General features: G+C 70.0%; 17 protein-coding genes. 8 read left to right on the top strand and 9 right to left on the bottom strand.

What is annotated here, in order from left to right:
* Positions 1–2: 2 nt before the first annotated feature.
* Positions 3–3,050, top strand: coding sequence for an NPCBM/NEW2 domain-containing protein (locus tag ACGFW5_RS13735; protein WP_393834396.1), 3,048 nt, complete (start codon positions 3–5; stop codon positions 3,048–3,050).
* A gap of 143 nt (positions 3,051–3,193) precedes the next feature.
* Here the strand turns inward: ACGFW5_RS13735 and ACGFW5_RS13740 are convergent, their stop codons facing one another.
* The 6 genes from ACGFW5_RS13740 to ACGFW5_RS13765 all read right to left on the bottom strand — a co-directional run bounded on the left by ACGFW5_RS13740 (position 3,194) and on the right by ACGFW5_RS13765 (position 11,081).
* A complete protein-coding gene (locus tag ACGFW5_RS13740) occupies positions 3,194–4,600 on the bottom strand; it encodes an NADP-dependent succinic semialdehyde dehydrogenase (protein WP_393834397.1) in 1,407 nt (468 codons plus the stop codon).
* A gap of 160 nt (positions 4,601–4,760) precedes the next feature.
* Positions 4,761–5,771, bottom strand: a complete 1,011-nt coding sequence (locus ACGFW5_RS13745; protein ID WP_393834398.1) for a PAC2 family protein — start codon at positions 5,769–5,771, stop codon at positions 4,761–4,763.
* Between the two features lie 236 nt (positions 5,772–6,007).
* The gene (locus ACGFW5_RS13750; protein ID WP_393834399.1) at positions 6,008–7,636 is read right to left on the bottom strand and encodes an FAD-dependent oxidoreductase; all 1,629 of its coding nucleotides are present in this window, start codon (positions 7,634–7,636) and stop codon (positions 6,008–6,010) included.
* Between the two features lie 5 nt (positions 7,637–7,641).
* Entirely contained in the window at positions 7,642–9,168 is a 1,527-nt protein-coding gene (gene glpK / locus ACGFW5_RS13755) for a glycerol kinase GlpK (protein ID WP_393834400.1), read from the bottom strand.
* A gap of 43 nt (positions 9,169–9,211) precedes the next feature.
* On the bottom strand, positions 9,212–9,988 hold the full coding sequence (locus ACGFW5_RS13760; RefSeq protein WP_393834401.1) for an MIP/aquaporin family protein: 777 nt from the start codon (positions 9,986–9,988) through the stop codon (positions 9,212–9,214).
* A 328-nt stretch (positions 9,989–10,316) separates the two neighbouring features.
* A complete protein-coding gene (locus ACGFW5_RS13765) occupies positions 10,317–11,081 on the bottom strand; it encodes an IclR family transcriptional regulator (RefSeq protein ID WP_393834402.1) in 765 nt (254 codons plus the stop codon).
* Between the two features lie 288 nt (positions 11,082–11,369).
* Here ACGFW5_RS13765 and metH point away from each other — a divergent pair, with 288 nt between their 5' ends.
* The 4 genes from metH to ACGFW5_RS13785 all read left to right on the top strand — a co-directional run bounded on the left by metH (position 11,370) and on the right by ACGFW5_RS13785 (position 19,462).
* The gene (metH, locus tag ACGFW5_RS13770; RefSeq protein WP_393834403.1) at positions 11,370–14,879 is read left to right on the top strand and encodes a methionine synthase; all 3,510 of its coding nucleotides are present in this window, start codon (positions 11,370–11,372) and stop codon (positions 14,877–14,879) included.
* 129 nt (positions 14,880–15,008) lie between these two features.
* Entirely contained in the window at positions 15,009–15,710 is a 702-nt protein-coding gene (locus ACGFW5_RS13775; protein ID WP_393834404.1) for an HAD family hydrolase, read from the top strand.
* A 485-nt stretch (positions 15,711–16,195) separates the two neighbouring features.
* On the top strand, positions 16,196–17,797 hold the full coding sequence (locus ACGFW5_RS13780; RefSeq protein ID WP_393834405.1) for an ABC transporter substrate-binding protein: 1,602 nt from the start codon (positions 16,196–16,198) through the stop codon (positions 17,795–17,797).
* 75 nt (positions 17,798–17,872) lie between these two features.
* Entirely contained in the window at positions 17,873–19,462 is a 1,590-nt protein-coding gene (locus ACGFW5_RS13785) for an ABC transporter substrate-binding protein (RefSeq protein WP_393834406.1), read from the top strand.
* Between the two features lie 381 nt (positions 19,463–19,843).
* On the opposite strand, the gene ACGFW5_RS13790 is transcribed toward ACGFW5_RS13785, so the two are convergent.
* Both ACGFW5_RS13790 and ACGFW5_RS13795 read right to left on the bottom strand, forming a co-directional pair.
* The gene (locus ACGFW5_RS13790) at positions 19,844–20,509 is read right to left on the bottom strand and encodes a response regulator (protein WP_393834463.1); all 666 of its coding nucleotides are present in this window, start codon (positions 20,507–20,509) and stop codon (positions 19,844–19,846) included.
* Positions 20,510–20,649: 140 nt separating this feature from the next.
* On the bottom strand, positions 20,650–21,507 hold the full coding sequence (locus ACGFW5_RS13795) for a RecB family exonuclease (RefSeq protein ID WP_393834407.1): 858 nt from the start codon (positions 21,505–21,507) through the stop codon (positions 20,650–20,652).
* 178 nt (positions 21,508–21,685) lie between these two features.
* On the opposite strand from ACGFW5_RS13795, the gene ACGFW5_RS13800 reads away from it, so the two are divergent.
* The 3 genes from ACGFW5_RS13800 to ACGFW5_RS13810 all read left to right on the top strand — a co-directional run bounded on the left by ACGFW5_RS13800 (position 21,686) and on the right by ACGFW5_RS13810 (position 24,645).
* Positions 21,686–22,933, top strand: coding sequence for a site-2 protease family protein (locus ACGFW5_RS13800; protein WP_393834408.1), 1,248 nt, complete (start codon positions 21,686–21,688; stop codon positions 22,931–22,933).
* Between the two features lie 59 nt (positions 22,934–22,992).
* Positions 22,993–23,880: a tRNA (adenine-N1)-methyltransferase gene (locus tag ACGFW5_RS13805; RefSeq protein ID WP_393834409.1), complete on the top strand. Its 888-nt coding sequence runs from the start codon at positions 22,993–22,995 to the stop codon at positions 23,878–23,880.
* Positions 23,881–24,066: 186 nt separating this feature from the next.
* Positions 24,067–24,645, top strand: a complete 579-nt coding sequence (locus tag ACGFW5_RS13810) for a hypothetical protein (RefSeq protein WP_393834410.1) — start codon at positions 24,067–24,069, stop codon at positions 24,643–24,645.
* A gap of 74 nt (positions 24,646–24,719) precedes the next feature.
* Here the strand turns inward: ACGFW5_RS13810 and ACGFW5_RS13815 are convergent, their stop codons facing one another.
* The gene (locus tag ACGFW5_RS13815) at positions 24,720–24,998 is read right to left on the bottom strand and encodes a ferredoxin (protein ID WP_388411314.1); all 279 of its coding nucleotides are present in this window, start codon (positions 24,996–24,998) and stop codon (positions 24,720–24,722) included.
* Positions 24,999–25,086 lie beyond the last annotated feature (88 nt).

The raw sequence follows: 25,086 nt of genomic DNA on the forward strand, positions 1-25,086 counted from the left end.
CTATGCAATCACCAATACGCATGAGAGTGGCGCTCGCGGGTGCGACCGTGCTCGGTCTGCTCACGGTGTTCACCGGACCGGGCAGCGCGCAGGCCGACCCGTCCGCCGATGCCCCGGCCAGTACCTCCGTCGGCGATGTCACCGGTTTTGAGGCCGACCCGGGCTCGGTCTTCACCCTGCGCGCGGGCGCCGCCGAAGCCCGCGTCAGCTTCGTGACGGCCGACACCTTCCGCATCCAGCTCGCCCCGGACGGCACGTTCACCGACCCGACCGGCTCCGACATCGTCCTGCCCCAGGGCAAGCCGCCCGCCGCCCGCTGGAAGGACAAGGGCGACCGCTACGAGCTGAGCACCGACAAGGTCACCCTGCGTGCCTTCAAGTCCCCGCTCCACTTCGCGCTCTACAAGGCCGACGGCACCCAGCTCTGGTCCGAGACCAAGCCCCTCAGCTGGACCAAGGACACCACCACCCAGACCCTGTCCCGCGGCGCCACCGAGCAGTTCTACGGCGGCGGCATGCAGAACGGCCGCGGAAACACCTCGCACCGCGACCAGACCGTCCAGATCGGCGTCGACGACAACTGGAACGACGGCGGCCACCCCAACTCGGTGCCGTTCTACCTCTCGACGGCCGGCTACGGCGTCTTCCGCAACACGTACGCCCCCAACACGTACGTCTTCGGGCAGCCCGTCACCACCAGCGCCAAGGAACAGCGCTTCGACGCCTACTACTTCGCGGGCGACAGCAAGCACGTCATCGGCGACTACACCCAGTTGACCGGAAAGCCGTTCCTGCCGCCGGTCTACGGGCTCGAACCCGGCGACTCCGACTGCTATCTGCACAACGCCAACCGCGGCGAGCGCCACACCCTGGACGCCCTCAAGGTCGCCGACGCGTACAGGACCAACGGCATGCCCAACGGCTGGATGCTGGTCAACGACGGCTACGGCTGCGGCTACGAGAACCTTCCCGAGACCGGCGCCGGCCTCCAGAAGGACGCGATGCACATGGGCCTGTGGACCGAGGACGGTCTCGACAAGCTCGCCGACCAGGTCAAGGCCGGCCAGCGCGTGGCCAAGCTCGACGTCGCCTGGGTCGGCGACGGATACAAGCACGCCCTCGACGGCTGCAAGGACGCCTACCAGGGCATCGAGGCCAACAGCGACGCCCGCGGCTTCACCTGGGCCCCCGAGAGCTGGTCCGGCGCCCAGCGCTGCGGCGTGCAGTGGTCCGGCGACCAGTCGGGCAGCTGGGACTACATCCGCTGGCAGATCCCGACCTACGCGGGCGCCAGCATGTCCGGGCTCGCCTACACCAGCGGCGACATCGACGGCATCTTCGGCGGCAGCCCCAAGACGTACACCCGCGACCTGGAGTGGAAGTCGTTCCTGCCCGCCGTGATGACCATGGACGGCTGGGCCGCGAGCGACAAGCAGCCCTACCAGTACGGGGAGCCCTACACCTCCATCAACCGCGACTACCTCAAGCTCAAGGAGTCGCTGCTGCCCTACATGTACTCCTACGCCCACGAGGCCACCCGGACCGGCGTGGGCGCGGTCCGGCCGCTGGCGCTCGAATACCCCGACGACCCGAAGGCCGCCACCGACGCCGCCAAGTACGAGTTCCTGTCCGGCGAGGACTTCCTGGTCGCGCCGGTCTACCAGGACACGACCGTACGCAACGGGATCTACCTGCCCAAGGGCACCTGGATCGACTACTGGAGCGGCCGCACCTACCAGGGCCCGACGACCGTCGACGGCTACAGCGCGCCGCTCGACACGCTGCCCCTGTTCGTGAAGGCGGGCGCAGCCGTCCCGATGTGGCCCGGCATCCGCTCCTACCAGGACCGCACCGCCACCTCCCCGCTGGCCTGGGACATCTACCCGCAGGGCCGCTCCTCCTTCCAGCTGTACGAGGACGACGGCGTGACCCGCGCCCACCGCACCGGCGCCTACGCCACCCAGCGCGCCGACGTCACCGCACCGCAGCGCGGCGCCGGTGATGTGACCGTCCATGTGGGCGCCAGTCAGGGGCAGTTCAACGGCAAGCAGACCGCCCGCCCCTACCAGCTGACCCTGCACACCGGAAGCGCGCCCTCCCAGGTGCAGGTCCAGGGCCACAAGCTCGCCCGGCTCGGCACGAAAGCCGCGTACGACAAGGCGGCGACCGGCTGGTTCTACGACCCGGCCGACCGGGGCGGCGTGGTCCTGGTGAAGACCGCCACCCTGCGCACCGACAAGGCGTTCGATGTGAAGCTCAAGGGGACCAGCGCCGTGGGCGGCAGGACCGCCGGCGCCGCGGTTACCCTGGCCGCGCCCGCCGGGCAGGAACTCGGCGCGGGCGCACCCGGCAAGGTGGCCGTGGATGTCACCGCGGGCACCAGGGACGCCACGAACGTACGCGTCTCCCTCGCCGCGCCGGCCGGCTGGTCCGTGACCCCGGCGTCCGCGCTCGACCGCGTCCCGGCGGGCACCACCCGGCGCGTCGAGGTGGGGGTGACCCCCGCCGAGGACGCCAAGCCGGGCGAGACCACGCTGAGCGTCGACTCCGGCTACAGCGGCGGCAGTTCACAACAGCGGATCGCGGTCTCCGTCATGCCGGCGCCGCCCTCCGGTGACACCTGGGCCAGTGACATGGTCTGGCTGACGTCGGTCAACGGCTACGGACCGCCGGAGCGCGACCGGTCCAACGGCGAATCGGGGGCGGCCGACGGCCACCCCCTCACGCTCGCGGGCACCACGTACACCAAGGGCATCGGGGCGCACGCCGACTCCGACATCGAGGTCTACACCGGTGGCCGGTGCACCGCCTTCACCGCCGACACCGGCATCGACGACGAGATCAACGGCTACGGCGAGGTGGCCTTCTCCGTGGAGGCGGACGGCAAGGTGCTGTGGACCTCGCCGAAGGTGACCGGGGCATCGGCGCCCGTGCCGGTGAACGTCCCGCTCGCCGGGGCGCGGCACGTCCACCTGAGGATCACCGACACCAACAACTCCAAGTCAGGCGACCACGGCGACTGGGCCGGAGCGAAGTTCAGCTGCGCCTAGGGGGTGTCTGGTGGATCATGGCCGGGGGTGCGGCGCCTGGCACGGCACCCTGACCGACCCCGATCCACCAGACACCCCCCTAGGGGCACGGCGGGAGCCGGGCGGGGCAACCCGCCCGGCTCCCGCCATACGGGGAACCGTCCTCAGGAACCCGAGGGCTCCGCCCCGTGCCACACGGTCGTCACATTGCAGAACTCGCGGATGCCGTGGCCCGAGAGCTCGCGACCGTAGCCGGAGCGCTTCACACCGCCGAACGGGAGGGCCGGGTGGGAGGCGGTCATCCCGTTGAAGAAGACCCCGCCCGCCTGGAGGTCGCGTACGCAGCGCTCCACCTCGGCGTCGTCACGGGTCCAGACGTTGGAACTCAGCCCGAACGGCGTGTCGTTGGCGATGGACACCGCCTCGTCGAGGTCCCGCACCCGGTACAGCGTGGCGACGGGTCCGAAGGTCTCCTCCTGGTGGATCCGCATGTCGACGGTGATGCCGGCCAGTACGGTCGGCGCGTAGAACCAGCCCTGGTCCATCCCCTCGGGGCGGCCCGCGCCGCACAGCGCGGTCGCTCCCTTGCGTACGGCGTCGTCGACGAGCTCTTCCAGGTCGCTGCGGCCCTGTTCGCTGGCCAGTGGGCCGATGTCGGTGTGCTCATCCAGCGGGTCGCCCACCGTCAACTCCCGCATCCCTGCGGTGAATTGCTCGGCGAAGGCGTCATAGACGTCGGTGTGGACGATGAAGCGTTTGGCGGCGATGCAGGACTGCCCGTTGTTCTGCGTCCTGGCGGTCACCGCGGTCCGCGCGGCCCGCTCCACGTCGGCGGATGCGAGCACCACGAAGGGGTCGCTGCCGCCGAGTTCGAGCACGGTCTTCTTGATCTCGTCGCCGCAGACCGCCGCGACGGAACGGCCCGCCGGCTCGCTGCCGGTCAGCGTCGCCGCCGCCACCCGCCGGTCGCGCAGCACCTTCTCGACGCCGTCGGACCCGATGAGCAGGGTCTGGAAGCAGCCGTCGGGGAAGCCCGCCCTGCGGAACAGGTCCTCCAGGTACAACGCGGTCTGCGGAACGTTCGACGCATGCTTGAGCAGGGCCACGTTGCCCGCCATCAGAGCGGGCGCCGCGAAGCGCACGACCTGCCACAGCGGGAAGTTCCACGGCATCACGGCGAGGACCACGCCCAGCGGCCGGTACAGGACCCGGGCCCGGTCGGCGCCGGAGTCGTGGACGTCGTCCGCCGCGGGCTCCTCGTCGGCGAGCAGGGCGGGCGCGTGCTCGGCGTACCAGCGCAGCGCCTTCGCGCACTTCGCCGCCTCGGCGCGCGCCGCCGACACCGGCTTGCCCATCTCCAGGGTCATGGTGCGCGCGATGTCGTCCCGGTCGCCGTCCAGGAGATCGGCTGCCCGCAGCACGAGCCGGGCGCGCTCGTCGAAGCGCGTCGTCCGGTAGGCGCCGAAGGCGGTCTCGGCCGTGGCGAGCCGGCGCTCCACCTCCTCGGAGCCCATCGAGTCGAAGCTCTTGAGCGTCTCACCGGTAGCCGGATTCACCGTGGCGATGGGCATGGCGTACGACACCTTCCTGAAGGCACTGGTGCACTGAAGGCACTGGTGCTTCGACCATCCCGCGCGACGTCGGGCCCCGCAACGCGAGGCACCACCCCGGTGGGCGGCCGGTGACCGGAACCGGGCGGCTGCGTGGCTGCGCGGCTACGCGGCTACGCGGTTATTCGTCGGGTGGCTCCTCGCCCGGGCCCTCCGCCTTGGGGTCCTTGGGGTCCTCCGCCCTGGGGGGCTTCGGCGGCCGGGTGCGCCCGCTGGAGGTGTCCCGCAGATACGAACCGTCGGCTTCGGTGGCATGGCCGCCCGCCGTGCTCTGGCCACCGGGCCCCGGCCCGCCGTCACGCCGCCTGAGGTACCGCTCGAATTCCCGGGCGATGGCCTCGCCGGACGCCTCGGGCAGGTCTGCGGTGTCCCGCGCCTCCTCCAGCGTCTGCACGTACTCGGCCACCTCGCTGTCCTCGGCGGCCAGTTGGTCGACGCCCAGCTGCCAGGCCCGCGCGTCCTCGGCGAGCTCGCCGAGCGGAATCCTGAGGTCGATCAGGTCTTCGAGGCGGTTGAGCAGGGCGAGCGTCGCCTTCGGGTTCGGCGGCTGGGACACGTAGTGCGGCACCGCCGCCCACAGGCTGACCGCGGGAACGCCCGCATGCGTACAGGCCTCCTGGAGGATGCCGACGATGCCGGTCGGACCCTCGTACCGGGTCTCCTCCAGATCCATGGTCCGCGCCAGGTCCGGGTCGGAGGTCACACCGCTGACCGGCACGGGCCGGGTGTGCGGGGTGTCGCCGAGCAGTGCGCCCAGGACCACCACCATCTCGACGCCCAGCTCATGGGCGAAGCCCAGGATCTCGTTGCAGAACGAGCGCCACCGCATGGACGGCTCGATGCCGCGCACCAGGACCAGGTCGCGCGGCTTGTCGCCGCCCACCCGGACCACGGAGAGCCGGGTGGTGGGCCATGTGATCTTGCGGACCCCGCCGTCCAGCCACACGGTCGGCCGGTTGACCTGGAAGTCGTAGTAGTCCTCGGCGTCAAGTGCCGCGAAGACCTCGCCCTTCCATACCGCGTCCAGGTGCGCGACCGCGGAGGATGCGGCGTCGCCCGCGTCGTTCCAGCCCTCGAACGCGGCGATCATGACCGGGTCGACCAGCTCGGGAACGCCCTCCAGCTCGATCACCCAGTGCCTCCCTCCGAAGTTCCCATGTGTACGCCCCAACCTTACGGCTTCAGACCTACCCCGCCGCAGCCCCTGTGCACGGCCCCATGACGCGGTGTATGGGACAGGTGGGGGCGGTCCGTTGCGCGCCCGATGCGCACCCCGTGCGCGTTCCCGCCCGCGGGCACGCCGAAGGGGCGGCCCCTCACGGAACCGCCCCCTCGGTCAGCGCCGCGCGCTGCCGGGCTGTCGCGCTGTCAGTCCTTCTTCTTCAGGAGGTCGTCGACCTTGCCGCGGATCTCGTCGGTGGCCAGACCCCGGATCGTCAGGGTCGTACGGCGACGCAGGACGTCGTCGGCCGTCTCGGCCCACTCGTGGTCGCGGGCGTAGGCGACCTGGGCCCAGATCTCCGGGGCGTCCGGGTGGATGCGCTCGGCGAGCGAGGCGTCCTCGTTGGCCAGGCGCGCGATGTCGAAGGACAGCGAACCGTAGTGCGTGGCCAGGTGCTTGGCCGTGTCGGCGGACATGCGCGGGCCGGGCGCCGGGCCGTCCACCATGAGACGGTGGGCGACCGCGCGCGGGTTGGCGATGCCGGGCAGCGGCATCTTGCCGGGGAGCTGCGAGATGGGCTCGAAGTCGTCGCCGAGGGGGTGCCCCGGCAGCTGCTCCAGCTTCTTCATCACCGTACGGCCGATGTGGCGGAAGGTCGTCCACTTGCCGCCGGCCACCGACAGCATGCCGCCGCGGCCCTCGGTGACGACCGTCTCGCGCTTGGCCTTCGAGGTGTCGCCGGGGCCACCGGGCAGGACCCGCAGGCCGGCGAAGGAGTACGTGATCAGATCGCGGGACAGCTGCTGGTCGCGGATCGAGAACGCGGCCTCGTCGAGGATCTGCGCGGTGTCGGCCTCGGTGACGCGGACGTCCGCCGGGTCGCCCTCGAACTCCTCGTCGGTGGTGCCGAGCAGGAGCATGTCCTCCCAGGGGAGGGCGAAGGTGATGCGGTACTTGTCGATGGGGGTCGCCAGCGCGGCCTTCCAGGGGGCGGTGCGCTTGAGGACCAGGTGCGCGCCCTTGGACAGGCGTATGGAGGGCGCCGAGTTCGGGTCCTCCATCTTGCGCAGGTGGTCGACCCAGGGACCGGTGGCGTTGAGGACGAGGCGCGCGTCGACGCCGAACTCCTCGCCGTCCAGGCGGTCCTTGAGGTCGGCGCCGGTGACCCGGCCCTTGGTGAAGCGCAGGCCGGTGACCTCGGCGTGGTTGAGGACGACCGCGCCGGCCTCGACGGCCGCGCGGACCGTCATCAGAGCCATGCGGGCGTCGTTCATCTGGTCGTCGCCGTACACGGCCACGGCCTTCAGGTTGTCCGTACGCAGCTCGGGCACGTCCGCCGAGGCCTTCGCCGGGGAGAGCAGGTGGCCGACGCCGTCACCGAAGGCCGAGAGCGCCGAGTAGGCGAAGACACCGGCTCCCAGCTTGGCGGCGCCGTGCGGGCCGCCCTTGTACACGGGCAGGTAGAAGGTGAGCGGGTTGGCGAGGTGCGGGGCCACCTGACGGGACACCGCACGCCGCTCGAAGTGGTTCTCCGCGACCAGCTTCACCGCGCCGGTCTGCAAGTAGCGCAGACCGCCGTGGAGCAGCTTGGAGGAGGCGGATGAGGTGGCGCCGGCGAAGTCGCCGGCGTCCACCAGGGCCACCCGCAGACCGGACTGCGCGGCGTGCCAGGCGGTGGAGATGCCCAGGATGCCGCCGCCGATGACCAGGAGGTCGTACGTCGCCTTGGACAGTTGCTCCCGAGTCTCGGCGCGGCTCACTGCCTTGAAGGAAGACACAGTGGAGCCGGAAGCCGGGTGCGTCCCGAGGGCAGGGACGCTCTGCAGGGTGGTCATGTCGATTACTCCTCGTCCTCGATCCAGCCCATGGTCCGCTCGACGGCCTTGAGCCAGTTCTTGTACTCGCTGTCACGCCTGTCGGCGTCCATGCGAGGGGTCCATTCCGCCGCCCGGCGCCAGTTGGCGCGCAGAGCGTCGGTGTCCGGCCAGAAGCCGACGGCGAGACCGGCGGCGTAGGCGGCGCCGAGGCAGGTCGTCTCGGCGACCATCGGACGCACGACCGGCGCGTCCAGGAAGTCCGAGAGGGTCTGCATCAGCAGGTTGTTGGAGGTCATGCCGCCGTCGACCTTCAGCGCGGTCAGCTCGACGCCCGAGTCCTTCGTCATGGCGTCGCTGATCTCGCGGGTCTGCCAGGCGGTGGCCTCAAGGACGGCGCGCGCGATGTGCGCCTTGGTGACGTACCGGGTGAGGCCGGCGATCACACCGCGGGCGTCGGGGCGCCAGTACGGGGCGAACAGACCGGAGAAGGCCGGCACGAAGTAGGCGCCGCCGTTGTCCTCCACCGAGGAGGCCAGGGTCTCGATCTCGGCGGCGGTCTTGATCATGCCCATCTGGTCGCGCATCCACTGGACGAGCGAGCCGGTGACGGCGATGGAGCCTTCGAGGGCGTAGACCGGCTTCTGGTCGCCGATCTGGTAGCCCACGGTGGTGAGCAGGCCGTTGTAGGAGTTCACCGGCTTGTCACCGGTGTTCATCAGCATGAAGGTGCCGGTGCCGTAGGTGGACTTGGCCTCGCCCTCGGAGAAACAGGTCTGGCCGAACAGGGCCGCCTGCTGGTCGCCGAGCGCGGAGGCGACGGGGATGCCGTTCAGGACGCCGCCCTTGGCGTGTCCGTACACCTCGGCGGAGGAGCGGATCTCGGGCAGCACGGCCGCCGGGATGTCCATCGACGCGAGGATCTTGTCGTCCCACGCCATCTCGTGCAGGTTCATCAGGAGGGTGCGCGAGGCGTTGGTGACGTCGGTGACGTGCACACCGCCTTCGGTGCCGCCGGTCAGGTTCCAGATGACCCAGGAGTCCATGGTGCCGAAGAGGATGTCGCCGCGTTCGGCGCGCTCGCGCAGGCCCTCGACGTTGTCGAGCAGCCAGCGCACCTTCGGGCCCGCGAAGTACGAGGCCAGCGGCAGCCCGGTCTGGCGGCGGAAGCGGTCCTGGCCGACGTTGCGGCCGAGCTCGCGGCAGAGTGCGTCGGTACGGGTGTCCTGCCAGACCAGCGCGTTGTGCACGGGCTCGCCGGTGTTCTTGTCCCACATCAGCGTGGTCTCACGCTGGTTGGTGATGCCGATCGCCTTGACGTCGGCGGCGGTGATGCCCGCCTTGTCGATCGCGCCCGCCACGACTTCCTGGACGTTGGTCCAGATCTCGGTGGCGTCGTGCTCGACCCAGCCCGGCTTCGGGAAGATCTGCTCGTGCTCCTTCTGGTCGACCGAGACGATCCGGCCGTCCTTGTCGAAGACGATGCAGCGGCTTGAGGTGGTGCCCTGGTCGATGGCGGCGATGAACGGGCCGGTGGAGTGGATGTCGCTCATGGGTGCTCCTGGAAAGTCCGAAGGGGGTTCTCGACGTGTCTCGTCAGGCGAAGGCGATGTTGTAGATACCGCCGGCGATGGCGCCGCCGATCAGCGGTCCGACGACCGGGATCCACGCGTAGCTCCAGTCCGAGCCGCCCTTGTTGGGCAGCGGCAGCAGGGAGTGCACGATGCGCGGGCCGAGGTCACGGACCGGGTTGATGGCGTAGCCGGTGGGGCCGCCGATCGAGAGGCCGATGCCGACGACGACGAGCGCGGTGATCAGGACACCGATGACGCCGAGACCCTTGCCGTCTCCGTTGAGGCCCTGGGTCAGGATCGCCAGGACCAGCACGATGGTGGCGATGACCTCGGTGACCACGTTCTGGACCACGTTGCGGATCTCCGGGCCGGTCGAGAAGACGCCGAGCACCGGGCCGGCCGCGCTTTCGCGCGCCTCGACGGACTTGCTCTCGCCCACTATCTCGGGGTCGGTCAGGTGGGCGTGGAACTGGCCGTAGTAGGCCAGCCACACGAGCACCGCGCCGAGCATGGCGCCGAGGATCTGTCCACCGAGGTACACGGGGACGTCGCTCCACTTGGTGCCGCCCTCGATCGCGAGACCCAGGGTCACCGCGGGGTTGAGGTGGGCACCCGAGAGGGGCGCGGAGATGTAGGCGCCGGTCAGTACCGCGAAGCCCCACCCGAAGGTGATCGCGAGCCAGCCGGCGTTCTGCGCCTTCGAGCGCTTCAGAGTGACGGCGGCGCACACGCCACCGCCCAGCAGGATGAGCACGGCGGTACCGATGGTCTCGCCGATGAAGATGTCGTGGCTGGACACCCGCGACTCCTTTGTCCTTCGTCCAGGGGAAACCCCAACAGGCGGAACACCGGGTTCCTCCGGTGAACCGCGCCCTCATGGCTGAGGGCTGCCGGCCCATGGCGTTGTCACACTCTAACTCGTATTGCCGGTAGGTGTTCGACAATGCCGACCGTTGAACGGCAGTTTTGTCCTCGGGTCAACTGCCCGTCAAGACTTCTGTGACGGGAATCCCTGATCGTTACCAGGTGGTACGAACCGCCAAACATGGACCCGGACCCCGCACCAAGATCGTGCGGTGCTATGGGCCGCCCCGGCGAAAGGCCCGGCGCACCCTGGAAGCGCCCCGCTAGAAGCGCCCCGCGCCCAGGTCGCGCGAGACCGAACGGGCGCAGTCGCGCACCGCCGCCACCAGCTCCGGGCGTACCTCGTCGTCCTTGCAGACCCGCTCGACGGCGCCCGTGACGCCCACCGCGCCGACCGGCATCCTGCGCCGGTCGTGGATGGGCGCGGCCACCGAGGCGACGCCCTCCCAGGTCTCCTCGACGTCCGATCCCCACCCGCGCGCCCTGATCAGGTCGAGCAGCCCCTCGAACTCCTCGGCGCCCGTCACCGTGCGGGGCGTGAACGCCTCGCGGGCGTTGTGGACGGCCTCGCCGTGCGCCACCGGGTCGTACGCGGAAATCACCTTGCCCAGGGCCGTCGAGTGCAGCGGCTGCATGGCGCCCACCTCCAGCACCTGGCGGCTGTCGTCGGGCCGGAAGACGTGGTGCATGATCAGCACCCCCTGCTGGTGGAGCACCCCCACGTACACGCTCTCGCCGCTGGAACGCGCCAGGTCGTCCGTCCACACCAGCGCACGGGCCCGCAGCTCGTGCACGTCCAGGTAGCTGTTGCCCAGGCGCAGCAGCTCCGCGCCCAGCTGGTAGCGGCCGGACGCCGGGTCCTGCTCCACGAAGCCCTCGGCCTGCAAGGTGCGCAGAATGCCGTGCGCGGTACCCTTCGCAAGGCCGAGCGTGGAGGCCACCTCGGACAGGCCGAGCCGCCGCTCGCCCCCGGCGAGCAGCCGCAGCATGGCGGCCGCCCGTTCGAGCGACTGGATGTTGCGCGCCATCGCGCTCCCTCCCCTTCTGGCACTGCCGAGCCGGCTGTCGACGCTGCGGCGGTCGCCCTGAATTCGTGTGGTTCGACAATGCTGAACAGTATCGGCCGTTGTCGACCCGTGTCACCGTGACGGTGGCTTCGCGTGACACATCGGGACAGCGACCGACGGGCCCGCCCCCGGCGTCCGCCCCCTGATACACCCGCGCGCGCCCGGGGCGGGCCCGGTTAGGCTGACGACGTGCGCCCTCCCACCGGAAGGCGCAAAGCCGACAGCCGTCGCACTCCAGGGAGTACATCCATGGCCTCGTTGCCGACCCCTTCCGCTGACAGCCGGACCCGTATCGACGCCCTCCGTGAGGCTCTTGCCACCCGCGTGGTGGTGGCCGACGGCGCGATGGGCACCATGCTGCAGGCGCAGGACCCCACCCTGGAGGACTTCCAGGACCTCGAAGGCTGCAACGAGGTCCTGAACGTGACCCGGCCCGACATCGTGCGCTCGGTGCACGAGGCGTACTTCGCGGCCGGTGTGGACTGCGTGGAGACCAACACCTTCGGCGCCAACCACACCGCGATGAGCGAGTACGACATCCCCGAGCGGGTCTTCGAGCTGTCCCAGGCCGGCGCCCGGATCGCCCGCGAGGTCGCCGACGAGTTCACGGTGTCCGGCGGACAGCAGCGCTGGGTCCTCGGCTCCATCGGCCCCGGTACGAAGCTGCCGACGCTCGGCCACATCGACTACGCCACGCTGCGCGACGGCTTCCAGGCCAACGCCGAGGGCCTGATCGCGGGCGGCGCCGACGCGTTGATCGTCGAGACCACCCAGGACCTGCTCCAGACCAAGTCCGCCATCCTGGGTGCCCGCCGCGCCATGGAGGCGGCCGGGACCGACCTGCCGCTCGTGGTCTCGCTGGCGTTCGAGACCACCGGCACGATGCTGCTCGGCTCCGAGATCGGCGCCGCGCTGACCGCGCTGGAACCCCTCGGCGTCGACATGATCGGCCTGAACTGCTCGACCGGCCCCGCCGAGATGAGCGAGCACCTGCGCTATCTCGCCCGGCACTCCCGCATCCCGCTGCTCTGCATGCCCAACGCCGGCCTGCCCGTCCTGACCCGCGACGGCGCCCACTTCCCGCTCGGCCCCGAGGGCCTGGCCGACGCGCAGGAGAACTTCGTACGCGACTACGGGCTGTCCCTGGTGGGCGGTTGCTGCGGCACCACGCCGGAGCACCTGCGCCAGGTCGTGGAGCGGGTGCGGGGCGTCGCCCCCGGCGAGCGCAGGCCGCGTCCCGAGCCGGGCGCCGCCTCGCTCTACCAGACGGTGCCGTTCCGGCAGGACACCGCGTACCTCGCGATCGGCGAACGCACGAACGCGAACGGGTCGAAGAAGTTCCGCGAGGCCATGCTGGAGGGCCGCTGGGACGACTGCGTGGAGATGGCCCGCGACCAGATCCGCGAGGGCGCCCACATGCTCGACCTGTGCGTCGACTACGTGGGCCGCGACGGCGTGGCCGACATGGCCGAGCTGGCCGGCCGCTTCGCGACCGCCTCCACGCTGCCCATCGTCCTCGACTCCACCGAACTCCCGGTGCTGCGGGCCGGGTTGGAGAAGCTGGGCGGCCGCGCGGTCATCAACTCCGTCAACTACGAGGACGGCGACGGGCCCGAGTCGCGCTTCGCGAAGGTCACCGAGCTCGCCGCCGAGCACGGCGCGGCGCTGATCGCGCTGACCATCGACGAGGAGGGCCAGGCCCGCACCGTCGAGCACAAGGTCGCCATCGCCGAACGCCTCATCGCGGACCTGACCGGCAACTGGGGGGTGCACGAGTCGGACATCCTCATCGACACCCTCACCTTCACCATCTGCACCGGCCAGGAGGAGTCCCGGGGCGACGGCGTCGCCACCATCGGGGCGATCCGCGAACTCAAGCGCCGCCACCCCGACGTGCAGACCACCCTCGGCCTTTCCAACATCTCCTTCGGCCTGAACCCGGCCGCCCGTGTCGTCCTGAACTCGGTGTTCCTCGACGAATGCGTCAAGGCGGGCCTGGACTCGGCGATCGTGCACGCCTCCAAGATCCTGCCGATCGCCCGTCTCGAAGAGGAACAGGTGAAGGTCGCGCTCGACCTGATCTACGACCGGCGCGCCGAGGGCTACGACCCCCTCCAGCGGCTCATGGAGCTGTTCGAGGGCGTCAACATGAAGTCGATGAAGGCCGGCAAGGCCGAGGAGCTGGCGGCGCTGCCGCTGGACGAGCGCCTTCAGCGCCGGATCATCGACGGCGAGAAGAACGGCCTGGAGGCCGACCTCGACGAGGCCCTGGGGACCACGCCCGCCCTGGACATCGTGAACAACACGCTCCTGGCCGGCATGAAGGTGGTCGGTGAGCTGTTCGGCTCGGGCCAGATGCAGCTGCCGTTCGTGCTCCAGTCCGCCGAGGTCATGAAGGCGGCGGTCGCCCACCTGGAGCCGCACATGGAGAAGTCCGACGCGGACGGCAAGGGCACGATCGTGCTGGCCACCGTGCGCGGCGACGTCCATGACATCGGCAAGAACCTCGTCGACATCATCCTGTCCAACAACGGCTACAACGTGGTCAACCTCGGCATCAAGCAGCCCGTATCGGCGATCCTCGACGCCGCACAGGAGCACCGGGCCGACGTCATCGGCATGTCCGGCCTCCTGGTCAAGTCCACGGTGATCATGAAGGAGAACCTGGAGGAGCTGAACCAGCGCAAGCTGGCCGCCGACTACCCGGTCATCCTCGGCGGCGCCGCGCTGACCCGCGCCTATGTCGAACAGGACCTGCACGAGATCTACGAGGGCGAAGTCCGCTACGCCCGCGACGCGTTCGAGGGCCTGCGCCTCATGGACGCCCTGATCGGCGTCAAGCGCGGGGTGCCCGGCGCGGTGCTCCCCGAGCTCAAGCAGCGCCGGGTGGCAAAGCGGGACACTCCCGTCCTGGAGCCGGACGAGCCGGAGGGCTCGGTGCGCTCCGACGTGAGCACCGACAACCCGGTGCCCACCCCGCCGTTCTGGGGCACCCGCGTCATCAAGGGCATCGGCCTCAAGGAGTACGCGTCCTGGCTGGACGAGGGCGCGCTGTTCAAGGGCCAGTGGGGCCTCAAGCAGGCCCGGGCGGGCGGCCCCACCTACGAGGAGCTGGTCGAGACCGAGGGCCGGCCGAGGCTGCGGGGCTGGCTCGACAAGCTGCACACCGAGGGCCTGCTCGAAGCCGCCGTCGTGCACGGCTACTTCCCCTGCGTGTCCAAGGGCGACGACCTGATCCTCCTGAACGAGGACGGCTCCGAGCGCACCCGCTTCACCTTCCCGCGCCAGCGGCGCGGCCGGCGGCTGTGCCTGGCGGACTTCTTCCGCCCGGAGGAGTCAGGCGAGACGGACGTCGTGGGGCTTCAGGTCGTCACGGTCGGCTCGAAGATCGGCGAGGCCACCGCCGAGCTGTTCGAGGCCAACGCCTACCGCGACTACCTCGAACTGCACGGCCTGTCCGTGCAGTTGGCGGAGGCGCTGGCCGAGTACTGGCACGCCCGGGTGCGCTCCGAGCTCGGCTTCGCCGGCGAGGATCCCTCCGACGTCGAGGACATGTTCGCGCTCAAGTACCGCGGCGCGCGCTTCTCGCTCGGCTACGGCGCCTGCCCCGACCTGGAGGACCGGGCGAAGATCGCCGAGCTGCTTGAGCCGGAGCGCATCGGCGTCCACCTCTCCGAGGAGTTCCAGCTCCACCCCGAGCAGTCCACCGACGCCATCGTCATCCACCACCCCGAAGCCAAGTACTTCAACGCCCGCTGAGCGGGCGCCACCGCCAATTCAGCGCGCGTTCAGCGGGACGGACGTACACTGGTCGGCCCAGTGAAGGCCGGTCGCTCTTCCCAGCTGGGGAAGGCGACCGGCTTTTCCGTCCCCCCAGGAGGTGTGCCGATGACCAGTACGGTCCCCACAGCCATCACACGTGTGGCCGATGGCTCCGCCCTTCAGGCCGTCCTGCTCGACATGGACGGCACCCTCGTGGACACCGAGGGTTTCTGGTGGGACGCGGAGCGCGAGGCCTTCGCGGCCCTCGGGCACGTCCTCGACGAGTCCTGGCGGGACGTGGTGGTGGGCGGCCCGATGACGCGCAGCGCCGCCTTCCTCATCGAGGCCACCGGCGCCGACGTCACCGTGGCCGAGCTGACCGTGCTGCTCAACGACCACTTCGAGGCGCGCATCTCCCGCGGGGTGCCGCTCATGCCCGGCGCCGCCCGGCTGCTCGGCGAGCTCGCCGCCCACCGCATCCCCACCGCTCTGGTCTCCGCCTCCCACCGCCGCATCATCGACAAGATCGTGCACTCGCTCGGCCCCGAGCACTTCGCGCTGACGGTGGCGGGCGACGAGGTGGCGCGCACCAAGCCGCACCCCGACCCGTATCTGATCGCGGCCCGCGGCCTCGGGGCCGACCCCGCCAGATGCGCCGTCGTCGAGGACACGGCGACCGGAGTGGCCGCGGCGGAGGCCGCGGGCTGCCGGGTCGTCGCGGTGCCGTCGGTGGCCCCCATCCCGGCCATCGGGGGCCGTACCGTGGTCGGCTCGCTCGAAGAAGTCGATCTGGCTTTTCTGCGCGCCCTGATCACGCGGGTGAACTGACCGGTAGGGAGCGCGCCGCGGAATGTGGCGGAAACTCATCGCATCCGCGCGTGCATTGTCCGTGACCTGCCACTCCACGAATTCACAGGGAGTCAAAGGGACCCGCGGGTGATGTTCGTCACCTGCCCAAGGGTCGACAGGGAGCCGATCCCGGCCCTCCGAAGCCGCCAGGGGCGCCCTTGTGTCCCATTTGGTGAACCGGTGTACGAAACATTCCGGCGTCCCGTGTCCGGGGGCCGACGGACGCACGGACCGATTGATTCCCCGTACACCGGAGCCAGTTCCAGCTTTGTGCGCGGCGCGCACTAATCTCATCGCGAGAACTTCGCCGCACCCTTATCTGCCCCGCCGCACACCCAGCGGACGGGAGCGCAGGTCCGATCGCACAAACCCGGCCCGATCGCCCCGCCCCGAACGGGCGGACGCGGCGGAGTGTCCCGTACACAGCTCCACCCCAAAGTGCCGGACAAGGGAGATCGTCCAGGATGAACCGCAAGACTTTGGTGCTGCCGGCCGTAGTGGGCCTGCTCGCCCCCGTACTCGCCGCCTGCGGCGGATCGGAGAGCGGGGGAGACGGCGGCAAGACCATCGTCGTGGGAACCACGGACCAGTTCGTGGCGACCAAGGACGCCCCCGCTCCTTTCGACCCGGCACACGCGTATGAGACCGGCATCTGGAACGTGATGATGCAGACCACGCAGTCGCTGGTCCACGTTCCGCGCGGCGGTGGCCTGCCCGTCCCCGACGCGGCCTCCTCGTGCGGCTTCACCGACAAGGAGAACGAGAGCTACCGCTGCACCCTGCGCAGCGGCCTCGAATTCTCCGACGGCACCAAGGTGACCGCCGACGACGTCAAGTACTCCATCCAGCGCGTCATCGACATCAAGGACGACAACGGCCCCGCCGGTCTCCTCGACAACATCGACACGATGGAGACCAAGGGCGACGCCGAGATCGTCTTCCACCTCAAGACGCCCGACGCCACGTTCCCGTACAAGCTGGCGACGCCCGCCGCGGGCATCGTGCCGAAGGACAAGTACGAGCCGAAGAAGCTCCGCAGCGGCTTCCAGGTGGACGGTTCGGGACCGTACAAGATGAAGGCCGAGGTCAAGAACGACCAGGCCGTGAAGTTCACCTTCACCAAGAACCCGAACTACAAGGGCGACGTGAAGTTCGCCAACGACAAGGTCGAGCTGCGCTCCTTCCCGACCGCCGAAGCCATGGGCACGGCGCTCGGCAAGGGCGACATCGACCTGATGGCGCGCGCCATGTCGCCCGGGCAGATCCAGCAGATGCAGGTCAGCCCGAGCAAGGACATCAACCTGGTCGAGATGCCGGGCCTCGAAATCCGCTACCTGGGCTTCAACACCGATGACGCGTCGGTCAAGAACAAGGCCGTGCGGCAGGCGATGGCGCAGTCCATCGACCGCAGTTCCCTGGTGAGCAAGGTGTACGGGCAGTCCGCCGAGCCGCTGTACTCGCTGATCCCCACCTCGATAGCGGGGCACACCAACTCGTTCTTCAACAAGTACGGCGAGGCCAGCAAGTCCAAGGCGGCGCAGATCCTCAAGTCCGCCAACGTCCAGACGCCGGTCAAGCTCACGCTCAACTACACCAAGGACCACTACGGTTCGATCACCGCGGACGAGTTCAAGAACCTCTCCGAGCAGCTGAACGCGACCGGCCTGTTCAACACCACCGTCCAGGGCACCGAGTGGTCGAAGTTCCGCCCGGCGCAGAAGAAGGGCGAGTACGCGGTCTACGGCCTCGGCTGGTTCCCCGACTTCCCCGACCCGGACAACTTCATCGCGCCGTTCTTCGGCAAGGACAACTTCCTCAACACGCCGTACGTCAACAACGACATCCGCAGCACGCTCATCCCCGAGTCGCGCGTGGCCGCGGACCGCAACCAGGCGTCGAAGTCGTTCGAGCAGATCCAGGACATCGTCGCCAACGACGTCCCGGTCATCCCGCTCTGGCAGGGCAAGCAGTACGTCGCGGCCCGCACCGACATCACCGGCACCGAATGGGCCATCGACTCCTCGTCCAACCTCCGGCTCTGGGAGCTCGGCCGCGGCAAGGCCTGACGCACGACCCGGCCGCGTCCCCCCACGCGACGCGGCCGGCCTCCCCCCGCACGCAGCACTGTGAGGCACCCCCACGTGAAGATACGCAACCGATGGCTGACGGCCCCGCTCGCGGCGGGAGTGGCCGCCGGCGCCCTCACTGGGTGCGGCACACAACAGGGCGGTACCTCGCCCGGCGACGGCGGCTCGGTGGTCATGGGGATGTCCGACGACATCCTGGCCACCGACCCCGCCTCCGGCTACGACCCCGGTTCGTGGCTGCTGTTCAACAACGTGTTCCAGTCGCTGCTCAGCTTCCCCAAGGGCAGCTCGACGCCCCAGCCCGAAGCCGCCCGGGCGTGCAGCTTCGACACGGGCGGCTCCACGGTCTACCGCTGCACCCTGCGGCCGGGCCTCACCTTCAGCAACGGCGACAAACTCACCGCCGAGGACGTCAAGTACTCCTTCGAGCGCGTCCTGAAAATCAACGACGCCAGCGGCCCGGCGCCGATGCTCGCCACCCTCGGCAAGATCGACACCCCCGACGCCGCGACGGTCGTCTTCCACCTCAAGGTTCCGGACGCGACCTTCCCCAGCAAGATCGCCTCCGGCGCGGGCTCGATCGTCGACCACACGCAGTACCCGGCCGACACGCTGCGCACCGACGGCAAGGCCGTCGGCTCGGGCGTCTACAAACTGGATTCCTTCGGCGAGAAGCAGGCCGTCTTCTCCGTCAACTCCTCCTACAAGGGCACGGTCGAGGCCAGGAACTCCGGCCTCACCCTGAAGCTGTTCCACGGTGACCAGAAGGCCCTGGCCTCCGCCCTGGACAGCGGCGACATCGACGTCGCCTACCGAGGCCTCACCGCGAAGGACACGGCCGCCCTCCAGGCGTCGTCGGCCGCAGGCAAGAAGGGCGTCGACGTCGTCGAGGGCACCAGCGCCGAGGTCCAGGACCTGGTCTTCAACATGAAGGACCCGGTCGTCGGCAAGCTCGGGGTGCGCAAGGCGATCGCCTTCCTCGTCGACCGCGAGGCCCTGGTGCGCGACGTCTACTCCTCCACCGCGAGCCCGCTGTACTCGGTCGTCCCGAGCGGCATCACCGCGCACAGCACCTCGTTCTTCGACACGTACGGCAGCAGCCCCCAGCCCGCCAAGGCCAAGGCGGCGCTGCACTCGGCGGGCATCACCGGCAAGGTCAAGCTGACCCTGTGGTCCACGCCGAGCCGCTACGGACCCTCCACGGACGAGGAGTTGCGGACCCTGGCGGCCCAGCTCAACGCGAGCGGGCTCTTCGACGCCGACGTGAAGTCCGTCGAGTTCAAGCAGTACGAGAAGGACATCGAGGCGGGGAAGTACGGCGTCTACGTGAAGGGCTGGGTGCCCGACTATCCCGACCCGGACAACTTCACCCAGCCGTTCTTCGGCAAGGGCAACGTGCTGTCCAACAACTACGCCAACAAGGAGATCACCGACGACATCCTGCCGGCGACCGCCGCCACGGCCGACCGCGCCGCCACGGAAGCGGAGTTCGGCAGGCTCCAGGACATCGTCGCCGACGAGCTCCCCGTCCTGCCCCTGTGGCAGGGCAAGCAGTACGCGGTCGCCCGCACCGGCATCACCGGCCTTGAATGGACCCTGGACCCCTCAACGGTCTTCCGCTTCTGGGAAATCAAAAAGGGCTGAGCCGACCCCTTGGACCCGCGTCGCGCCCGGGGGCCGGCCGGTTGGGTGCGCGGGGAACGATGCGATCGGCCCGCGACAACCCGCACGCGCCATCAGCCGTGCGGCCCGAGCATGTGAGACGGGGCCGGGGGTCGACCCGCTGGGTGTGCGGGAACGGCGCGATCGACCACGCAACAACCCGCAGGCGCCATCAGCCGTGCGGCCCGAGCATGTGAGTCGCGCCCGCGGGTAACCCCGCTGGGGGCGCGGGGAACTGCGCGATCGGCCACACCCAACCGGCACCCGACCGACGTCCGTGCGGACACCGGTCAAGCCCCTCCGGCGTTTGAGGAGCCGGGGTCCGGGGGCGGAGCCCCCGGTAGCTCAGGGAGCCACCCCGCCCTACTGCGCACCAGGCCGAACCAGCCCACTCTCATACGCATAGACCGCCGCCTGCACCCGATCCCGCAGCCCCAACTTCGTCAGCACATGCCCCACATGCGTCTTGACCGTCGTCTCGCTGACGAACAGATCCGCAGCGATCTCCGCGTTGGACAGACCCCGGGCCACCAGCTTCAAGACCTCGACCTCGCGGTCGGTCAGCGTGTGCAGGGTGTCCGGCACCGGGTCCTCACCCGACGGCAGATGGTCGGCGTACTTGTCGAGCAGCCGGCGCGTGATCGACGGCGCCAGCATCGCCTCGCCGGCCGCCACCACCCGGATCGCCTGCACCAGCTCCGTGGCGGGCGCGTCCTTCAGAAGGAAGCCACTGGCCCCCGCCCTGAGCGACTCCACCACGTACTCGTCGAGATCGAACGTCGTCAGGACCAGCACCTTGGCCGGGCCGTCCTTGCCGGGACCGCTGATCTGACGCGTGGCCTCCACCCCGTCCATCCGGGGCATCCGGATGTCCATGAGGACCACATCGGGCTGAAGCGCCCGCACCTGATCGAGGGCCTGCAGACCGTCACCGGCCTCGCCGACCACCGCGATGTCCTGCTCGGCCTCCAGGATCATCCGGAAACCGGTGCGCAGCAGCGGCTGGTCGTCGACCAATAGGACGCGGATCGTCGCCACGGGTACTCCTCATCGGGGTTGCTGGACCGGGCCCATTCTGCCCTGCTCACCCCAGGCAGGGTTCGTCCGGGCGAGGGCCCCTGCGGCCCGCGCCCAGGGAACGCCCCGGGCCCGGGGGCCGCCGCTGGGACTCAGCCTGCCGAATCGGACGCCGGGGTGATGGACAGCGGGTATACCGGGGGAGTCCCCCCGAATTCAGGACAGACCGCCTGGTGGTCGCACCAGCCGCACAGCTTGGTGGGCCGGGGCCGCCAGTCGCCCGTCTCGGTGGCGAGCCGGATCGCCTCCCACAGCGCGAGCAGCTTGCGCTCCACCTGGAGCAGATCCGCCTCGACCGGGTCGTACGTCAGCACATCGCCGCTGCCGAGGTAGACCAGCTGCAACCGGCGCGGCACGACCTGCTTCAGCCGCCACACCACCAGGGCGTAGAACTTCATCTGGAACAGCGCGCCCTCCGCGTACTGCGGACGCGGGGCCTTGCCCGTCTTGTAGTCGACGATGCGGACCTCGCCCGTGGGTGCCACGTCGACCCGGTCGATGACCCCGCGCAGGCGCAGCCCCGAGTCGAGCTCGGTCTCCACGAAGAACTCCCGCTCCACCGGTTCGAGCCGCGTGGGGTCCTCCAGCGAGAACCAGCGCTCCACCAGCCGCTCGGCCTCGCCGAGCCACCGCGCGAACCGCTCACCCTCGGTGTCCTCGGCGAACAGCTCGGTCAGCTCCGGCTTCGATTCGAGCAGCCGGTCCCACTGCCCGGGAATCATCGACTTGGCGCGCGGCGCGGTGCGCTCGGCCGCCGGATCGTCGAAGAGCCGCTCCAGGACCGCATGCACCAGCGTGCCCCGGGTGGCGGCCTCACTCGGCTTCTCGGGCAGCTTGTCGATCACCCGGAACCGGTAGAGCAGCGGACACTGCATGAAGTCGTTCGCCCGCGACGGCGACAGCGACGTGGGCTGCTGTGCGGCCGCGGCCCCACCAGTGCTCGTACTCATGACTCAGACCCTACGACCCGCCACTGACAGCGAGCGGAATACCATCGACGACAGGCGCCCTCACCCTGCATGATCGTGACATCGCAGCATGCGGCGAACATCCGGCGGACGAAGAGAGTCCGGCCGGTGCCCCGGGGGCACATTCCCAGGGCAGACATCGTACCGACGAAGGGAACCCGTGGAAGACAGCGGCAAGCGCGGACGGCCGCGGTCCGGCGCGGAGGACAAAAAACCCGGCACCGGCCCGGGCAACGGCAAACCGCCACGCCCCAGCCCCGGCGGCGGTCTCCTGATGGGCCGCCCCTTCGGAGTGCCCGTCTACGTAGCCCCCAGCTGGTTCCTGGTCGCCGCCCTCATCACCTGGGTCTTCGGCGGACAGCTCGACCGCGTCCTGCCCGAACTCGGCGCGGCCCGCTACCTCGTCTCGCTCTTCTTCGCCGTCGCCTTCTACGCCTCCGTCCTGGTCCACGAACTCGCCCACACGGTGGCCGCGCTCCGCTTCAGACTGCCGGTGCGCCGCATCCAGCTCCAGTTCTTCGGCGGTGTCTCCGAGATCGAGAAGGAGACCGAGACGCCCGGGCGTGAATTCGTCCTCGCCTTCGTCGGCCCCCTGCTCTCGCTGGTCCTCTCCGGCCTCTTCTACCTCGGCATGAAGGGCGTCGAACCCGGCACTGTCCCCGGCGTCCTGCTGGCCGGACTGATGATCTCCAACCTCATCGTCGCCGGATTCAACCTGCTGCCCGGGCTGCCCCTCGACGGCGGCCGCATGCTCCGCGCCGTCGTCTGGAAGATCACCGGCAAGCCCATGAGCGGCACCGTCGCCGCCGCCTGGGTCGGCCGCGCGCTCGCCGTCACCGTCCTCATCGGCCTGCCGATGCTCACCCAGACCGGAGCGCTCGGCAACTCGCCCGACGAGGTCAGCGGCATGGACACCGTCACCGACGCGCTGCTCGCCGCCATCCTCGCCGCGATCATCTGGACCGGCGCCGGCAACAGCCTGCGCATGGCCCGGCTGCGCGAACACCTTCCCGAGCTGCGCGCCCGCACCCTGACCCGGCGGGCCGTTCCCGTCGAGTCCACCACGCCGCTGTCCGAGGCGCTGCGCCGAGCCAACCAGTCCGGCGCCCGCGCCCTGGTCGTCGTCGACGGACACGGCGACCCGACGGCCCTGGTCCGCGAGGCGGCCATCGTGGGCGTACCCGAACACCGCCGCCCCTGGGTCGCCGTCAGCGGACTCGCCCAGGACCTCACCGACGGCATGCGCGTCCCGGCCGAACTCGCCGGAGAGCCCCTGCTCGACCTGCTCAGGGCCACCCCCGCGACCGAATACCTGGTCGTGGAGGAGACCGGCGAGATCTACGGGGTGCTGTCCGCCGCCGACGTCGAGAAGGCCTTCGTGGCCGCCATGGCGCGGCCCGGCTCCTGACCCCCGCGCCACCGGGCGGCGTGGCGTTCGAGACCTGGAACGGCCGGTACTCTGGTCGTATGTCCGAACCGACCGGTGCCGCCCGCCGTCGCGGGCCCTTCAAGGTCGGGGACCAGGTCCAGCTCACCGACCCCAAGGGACGCCACTACACGTTCACGCTCGAAGCCGGGAAGAATTTCCACACCCACAAGGGTTCCTTCCCGCACGACGAGCTGATCGGTGCTCCCGAGGGCAGTGTTGTCCGAACCACGGGAAACGTCGCCTACCTCGCGCTGCGCCCCCTGCTCCCCGACTTCGTCCTGTCCATGCCCCGCGGCGCAGCCGTGGTCTACCCCAAGGACGCGGGGCAGATCCTGGCCTTCGCCGACATCTTCGCCGGCGCCCGCGTCGTCGAGGCCGGCGTCGGCTCGGGCTCGCTCAGTGCCTTCTTGCTGCGCGCCATCGGCGACCACGGCATGCTGCACTCCTACGAGCGCCGCGAGGACTTCGCCGAGATCGCCACGCAGAACGTGGAGCGCTACTTCGGCGGCCCGCACCCCGCCTGGCAGCTCACCGTCGGCGACCTCCAGGACAACCTGTCGGACACCGACGTCGACCGCGTCATCCTGGACATGCTCGCCCCCTGGGAGTGCCTGGAGGCGGTCTCCAAGGCGCTCGTGCCCGGCGGCATCCTGTGCTGCTACGTGGCGACCACCACCCAGCTCTCGCGCACCGTCGAGTCCATCCGCGAGATCGGCTGCTTCGCCGAGCCGCAGCCCTGGGAGTCGATGATCCGCAACTGGCACGTCGAGGGCCTGGCCGTACGCCCCGACCACCGGATGATCGGCCACACCGGCTTCCTGGTGACCGCCCGCCGCCTCGCGGACGGCGTGGAGCCGCCCATGCGCCGCCGCCGCCCCGCCAAGGGCGCCTACGGCGACGACTACGAGGGCCCCAACAAGGACTGACCCAGTCCTGAGGCTGGGCCTCGTACAACGAACCGGCGCCGCCGCCGAGTTCCCGGACCGACCCGGGAACTCGGCGGCGGCGCCTTCGCGTTGAGCCTGTAGCCCCGGTATTCCGCCCACCTGTGACGTGTGGCACGATGCTGGCCACCCCACCACCCGCACCGCCCTCCACGGGAGACCTACCGCGTGCAGAATGCCGCCGTCCCTGAGCTCGCGCACACCCACGCCCGCCCCGTCCACTGGCTCGCCACCGCCACCGCGATGGCCGCCGTGGTCGCGCTCGCCGGCTTCCTGACGCCGGATCCGGCCAAGGCGTCCCCGACCCCCGGCCGACAGGACACCCCGCTCACGACGGCCGCCGCCCCCGACGCGGGTACGGTCACCTTCCCGCTGGACTGCGGGAACCTCGGCACGGTGGTGGAGAAGAAGGCAACCGGCGACCTCGACGGCGACGGCGTCCCGGAAACCGTCGCGGTCGTGCATTGCAACGCCGGCGGAGGCACCCCGCCCAGCGGCGTCTACGTCCTGACCCGGCCCGCCGTCCCCGGAGCCCCGCCGCGCGTGGTGGCCACCCTGGTCGACCCCAAGGACAAGCAGACCGTGACCGACTTCGCGGTACGCGACCACGCGGTGGCGGCCACACTGCTCGGCTACTCCTCCGACGACGTGCCGCGCTACGAACCGGATGTGCGCCAGGAGGTCAAGTGGCGCTGGCGGGGCGGAAAGTTCGTGCGCTCGACCGGCACCGCCGCGATGGGCATCTGAACCGAGGGCGGACGGAAGTCCGGGCCCAGCACCGGAGAACGGGCCGATCCGCGCGGCGCGCGGTCACCCCTCGGCTACTCCGCGTCGGGCCCGTACACCTCGACGCTGTCCGAAACCCGGCGCACATGGATGCAGTCGCCCGGGCACTCCTTCGCCGAGTCCACGACGTCCTGGAGCAGGGGCAGCGGCACGGGTGTTGTGGCCTTCGGCGTCTGCAGCAACTCGTCGTCGGCACTCTTCACATACGCAAGCCCGTCGATGTCCAGCTCGAAGACCTCGGGGGCGTACTGGACGCAGATGCCGTCGCCGGTACACAGGTCCTGGTCGATCCAGACTTCAAGAGCCTCGTTCATGTGCCTGCCGTTCCTGCGCGAATGAATCAATCGGTGCCAGCCCTGACGGGTGTTGACTCCATCGACGATAACAACCGCCCGCTTTCCG

It is taken from the genome of Streptomyces sp. NPDC048416 (assembly GCF_043200435.1).
Classification (GTDB): domain Bacteria; phylum Actinomycetota; class Actinomycetes; order Streptomycetales; family Streptomycetaceae; genus Streptomyces.

What these genes read in the sequence shown, in the direction of transcription:
- glpK (WP_393834400.1), bottom strand. Translation starts at nt 9,168, where the DNA reads ATGAGCGACATCCACTCCACCGGCCCGTTCATCGCCGCCATCGACCAG.
- ACGFW5_RS13780 (WP_393834405.1), top strand. Translation starts at nt 16,196, where the DNA reads ATGAACCGCAAGACTTTGGTGCTGCCGGCCGTAGTGGGCCTGCTCGCC.
- ACGFW5_RS13765 (WP_393834402.1), bottom strand. Translation starts at nt 11,081, where the DNA reads ATGGCGCGCAACATCCAGTCGCTCGAACGGGCGGCCGCCATGCTGCGG.
- ACGFW5_RS13805 (WP_393834409.1), top strand. Translation starts at nt 22,993, where the DNA reads ATGTCCGAACCGACCGGTGCCGCCCGCCGTCGCGGGCCCTTCAAGGTC.
- metH (WP_393834403.1), top strand. Translation starts at nt 11,370, where the DNA reads ATGGCCTCGTTGCCGACCCCTTCCGCTGACAGCCGGACCCGTATCGAC.
- ACGFW5_RS13815 (WP_388411314.1), bottom strand. Translation starts at nt 24,998, where the DNA reads ATGAACGAGGCTCTTGAAGTCTGGATCGACCAGGACCTGTGTACCGGC.
- ACGFW5_RS13775 (WP_393834404.1), top strand. Translation starts at nt 15,009, where the DNA reads ATGACCAGTACGGTCCCCACAGCCATCACACGTGTGGCCGATGGCTCC.
- ACGFW5_RS13795 (WP_393834407.1), bottom strand. Translation starts at nt 21,507, where the DNA reads ATGAGTACGAGCACTGGTGGGGCCGCGGCCGCACAGCAGCCCACGTCG.
- ACGFW5_RS13740 (WP_393834397.1), bottom strand. Translation starts at nt 4,600, where the DNA reads ATGCCCATCGCCACGGTGAATCCGGCTACCGGTGAGACGCTCAAGAGC.
- ACGFW5_RS13750 (WP_393834399.1), bottom strand. Translation starts at nt 7,636, where the DNA reads ATGACCACCCTGCAGAGCGTCCCTGCCCTCGGGACGCACCCGGCTTCC.
- ACGFW5_RS13735 (WP_393834396.1), top strand. Translation starts at nt 3, where the DNA reads ATGCAATCACCAATACGCATGAGAGTGGCGCTCGCGGGTGCGACCGTG.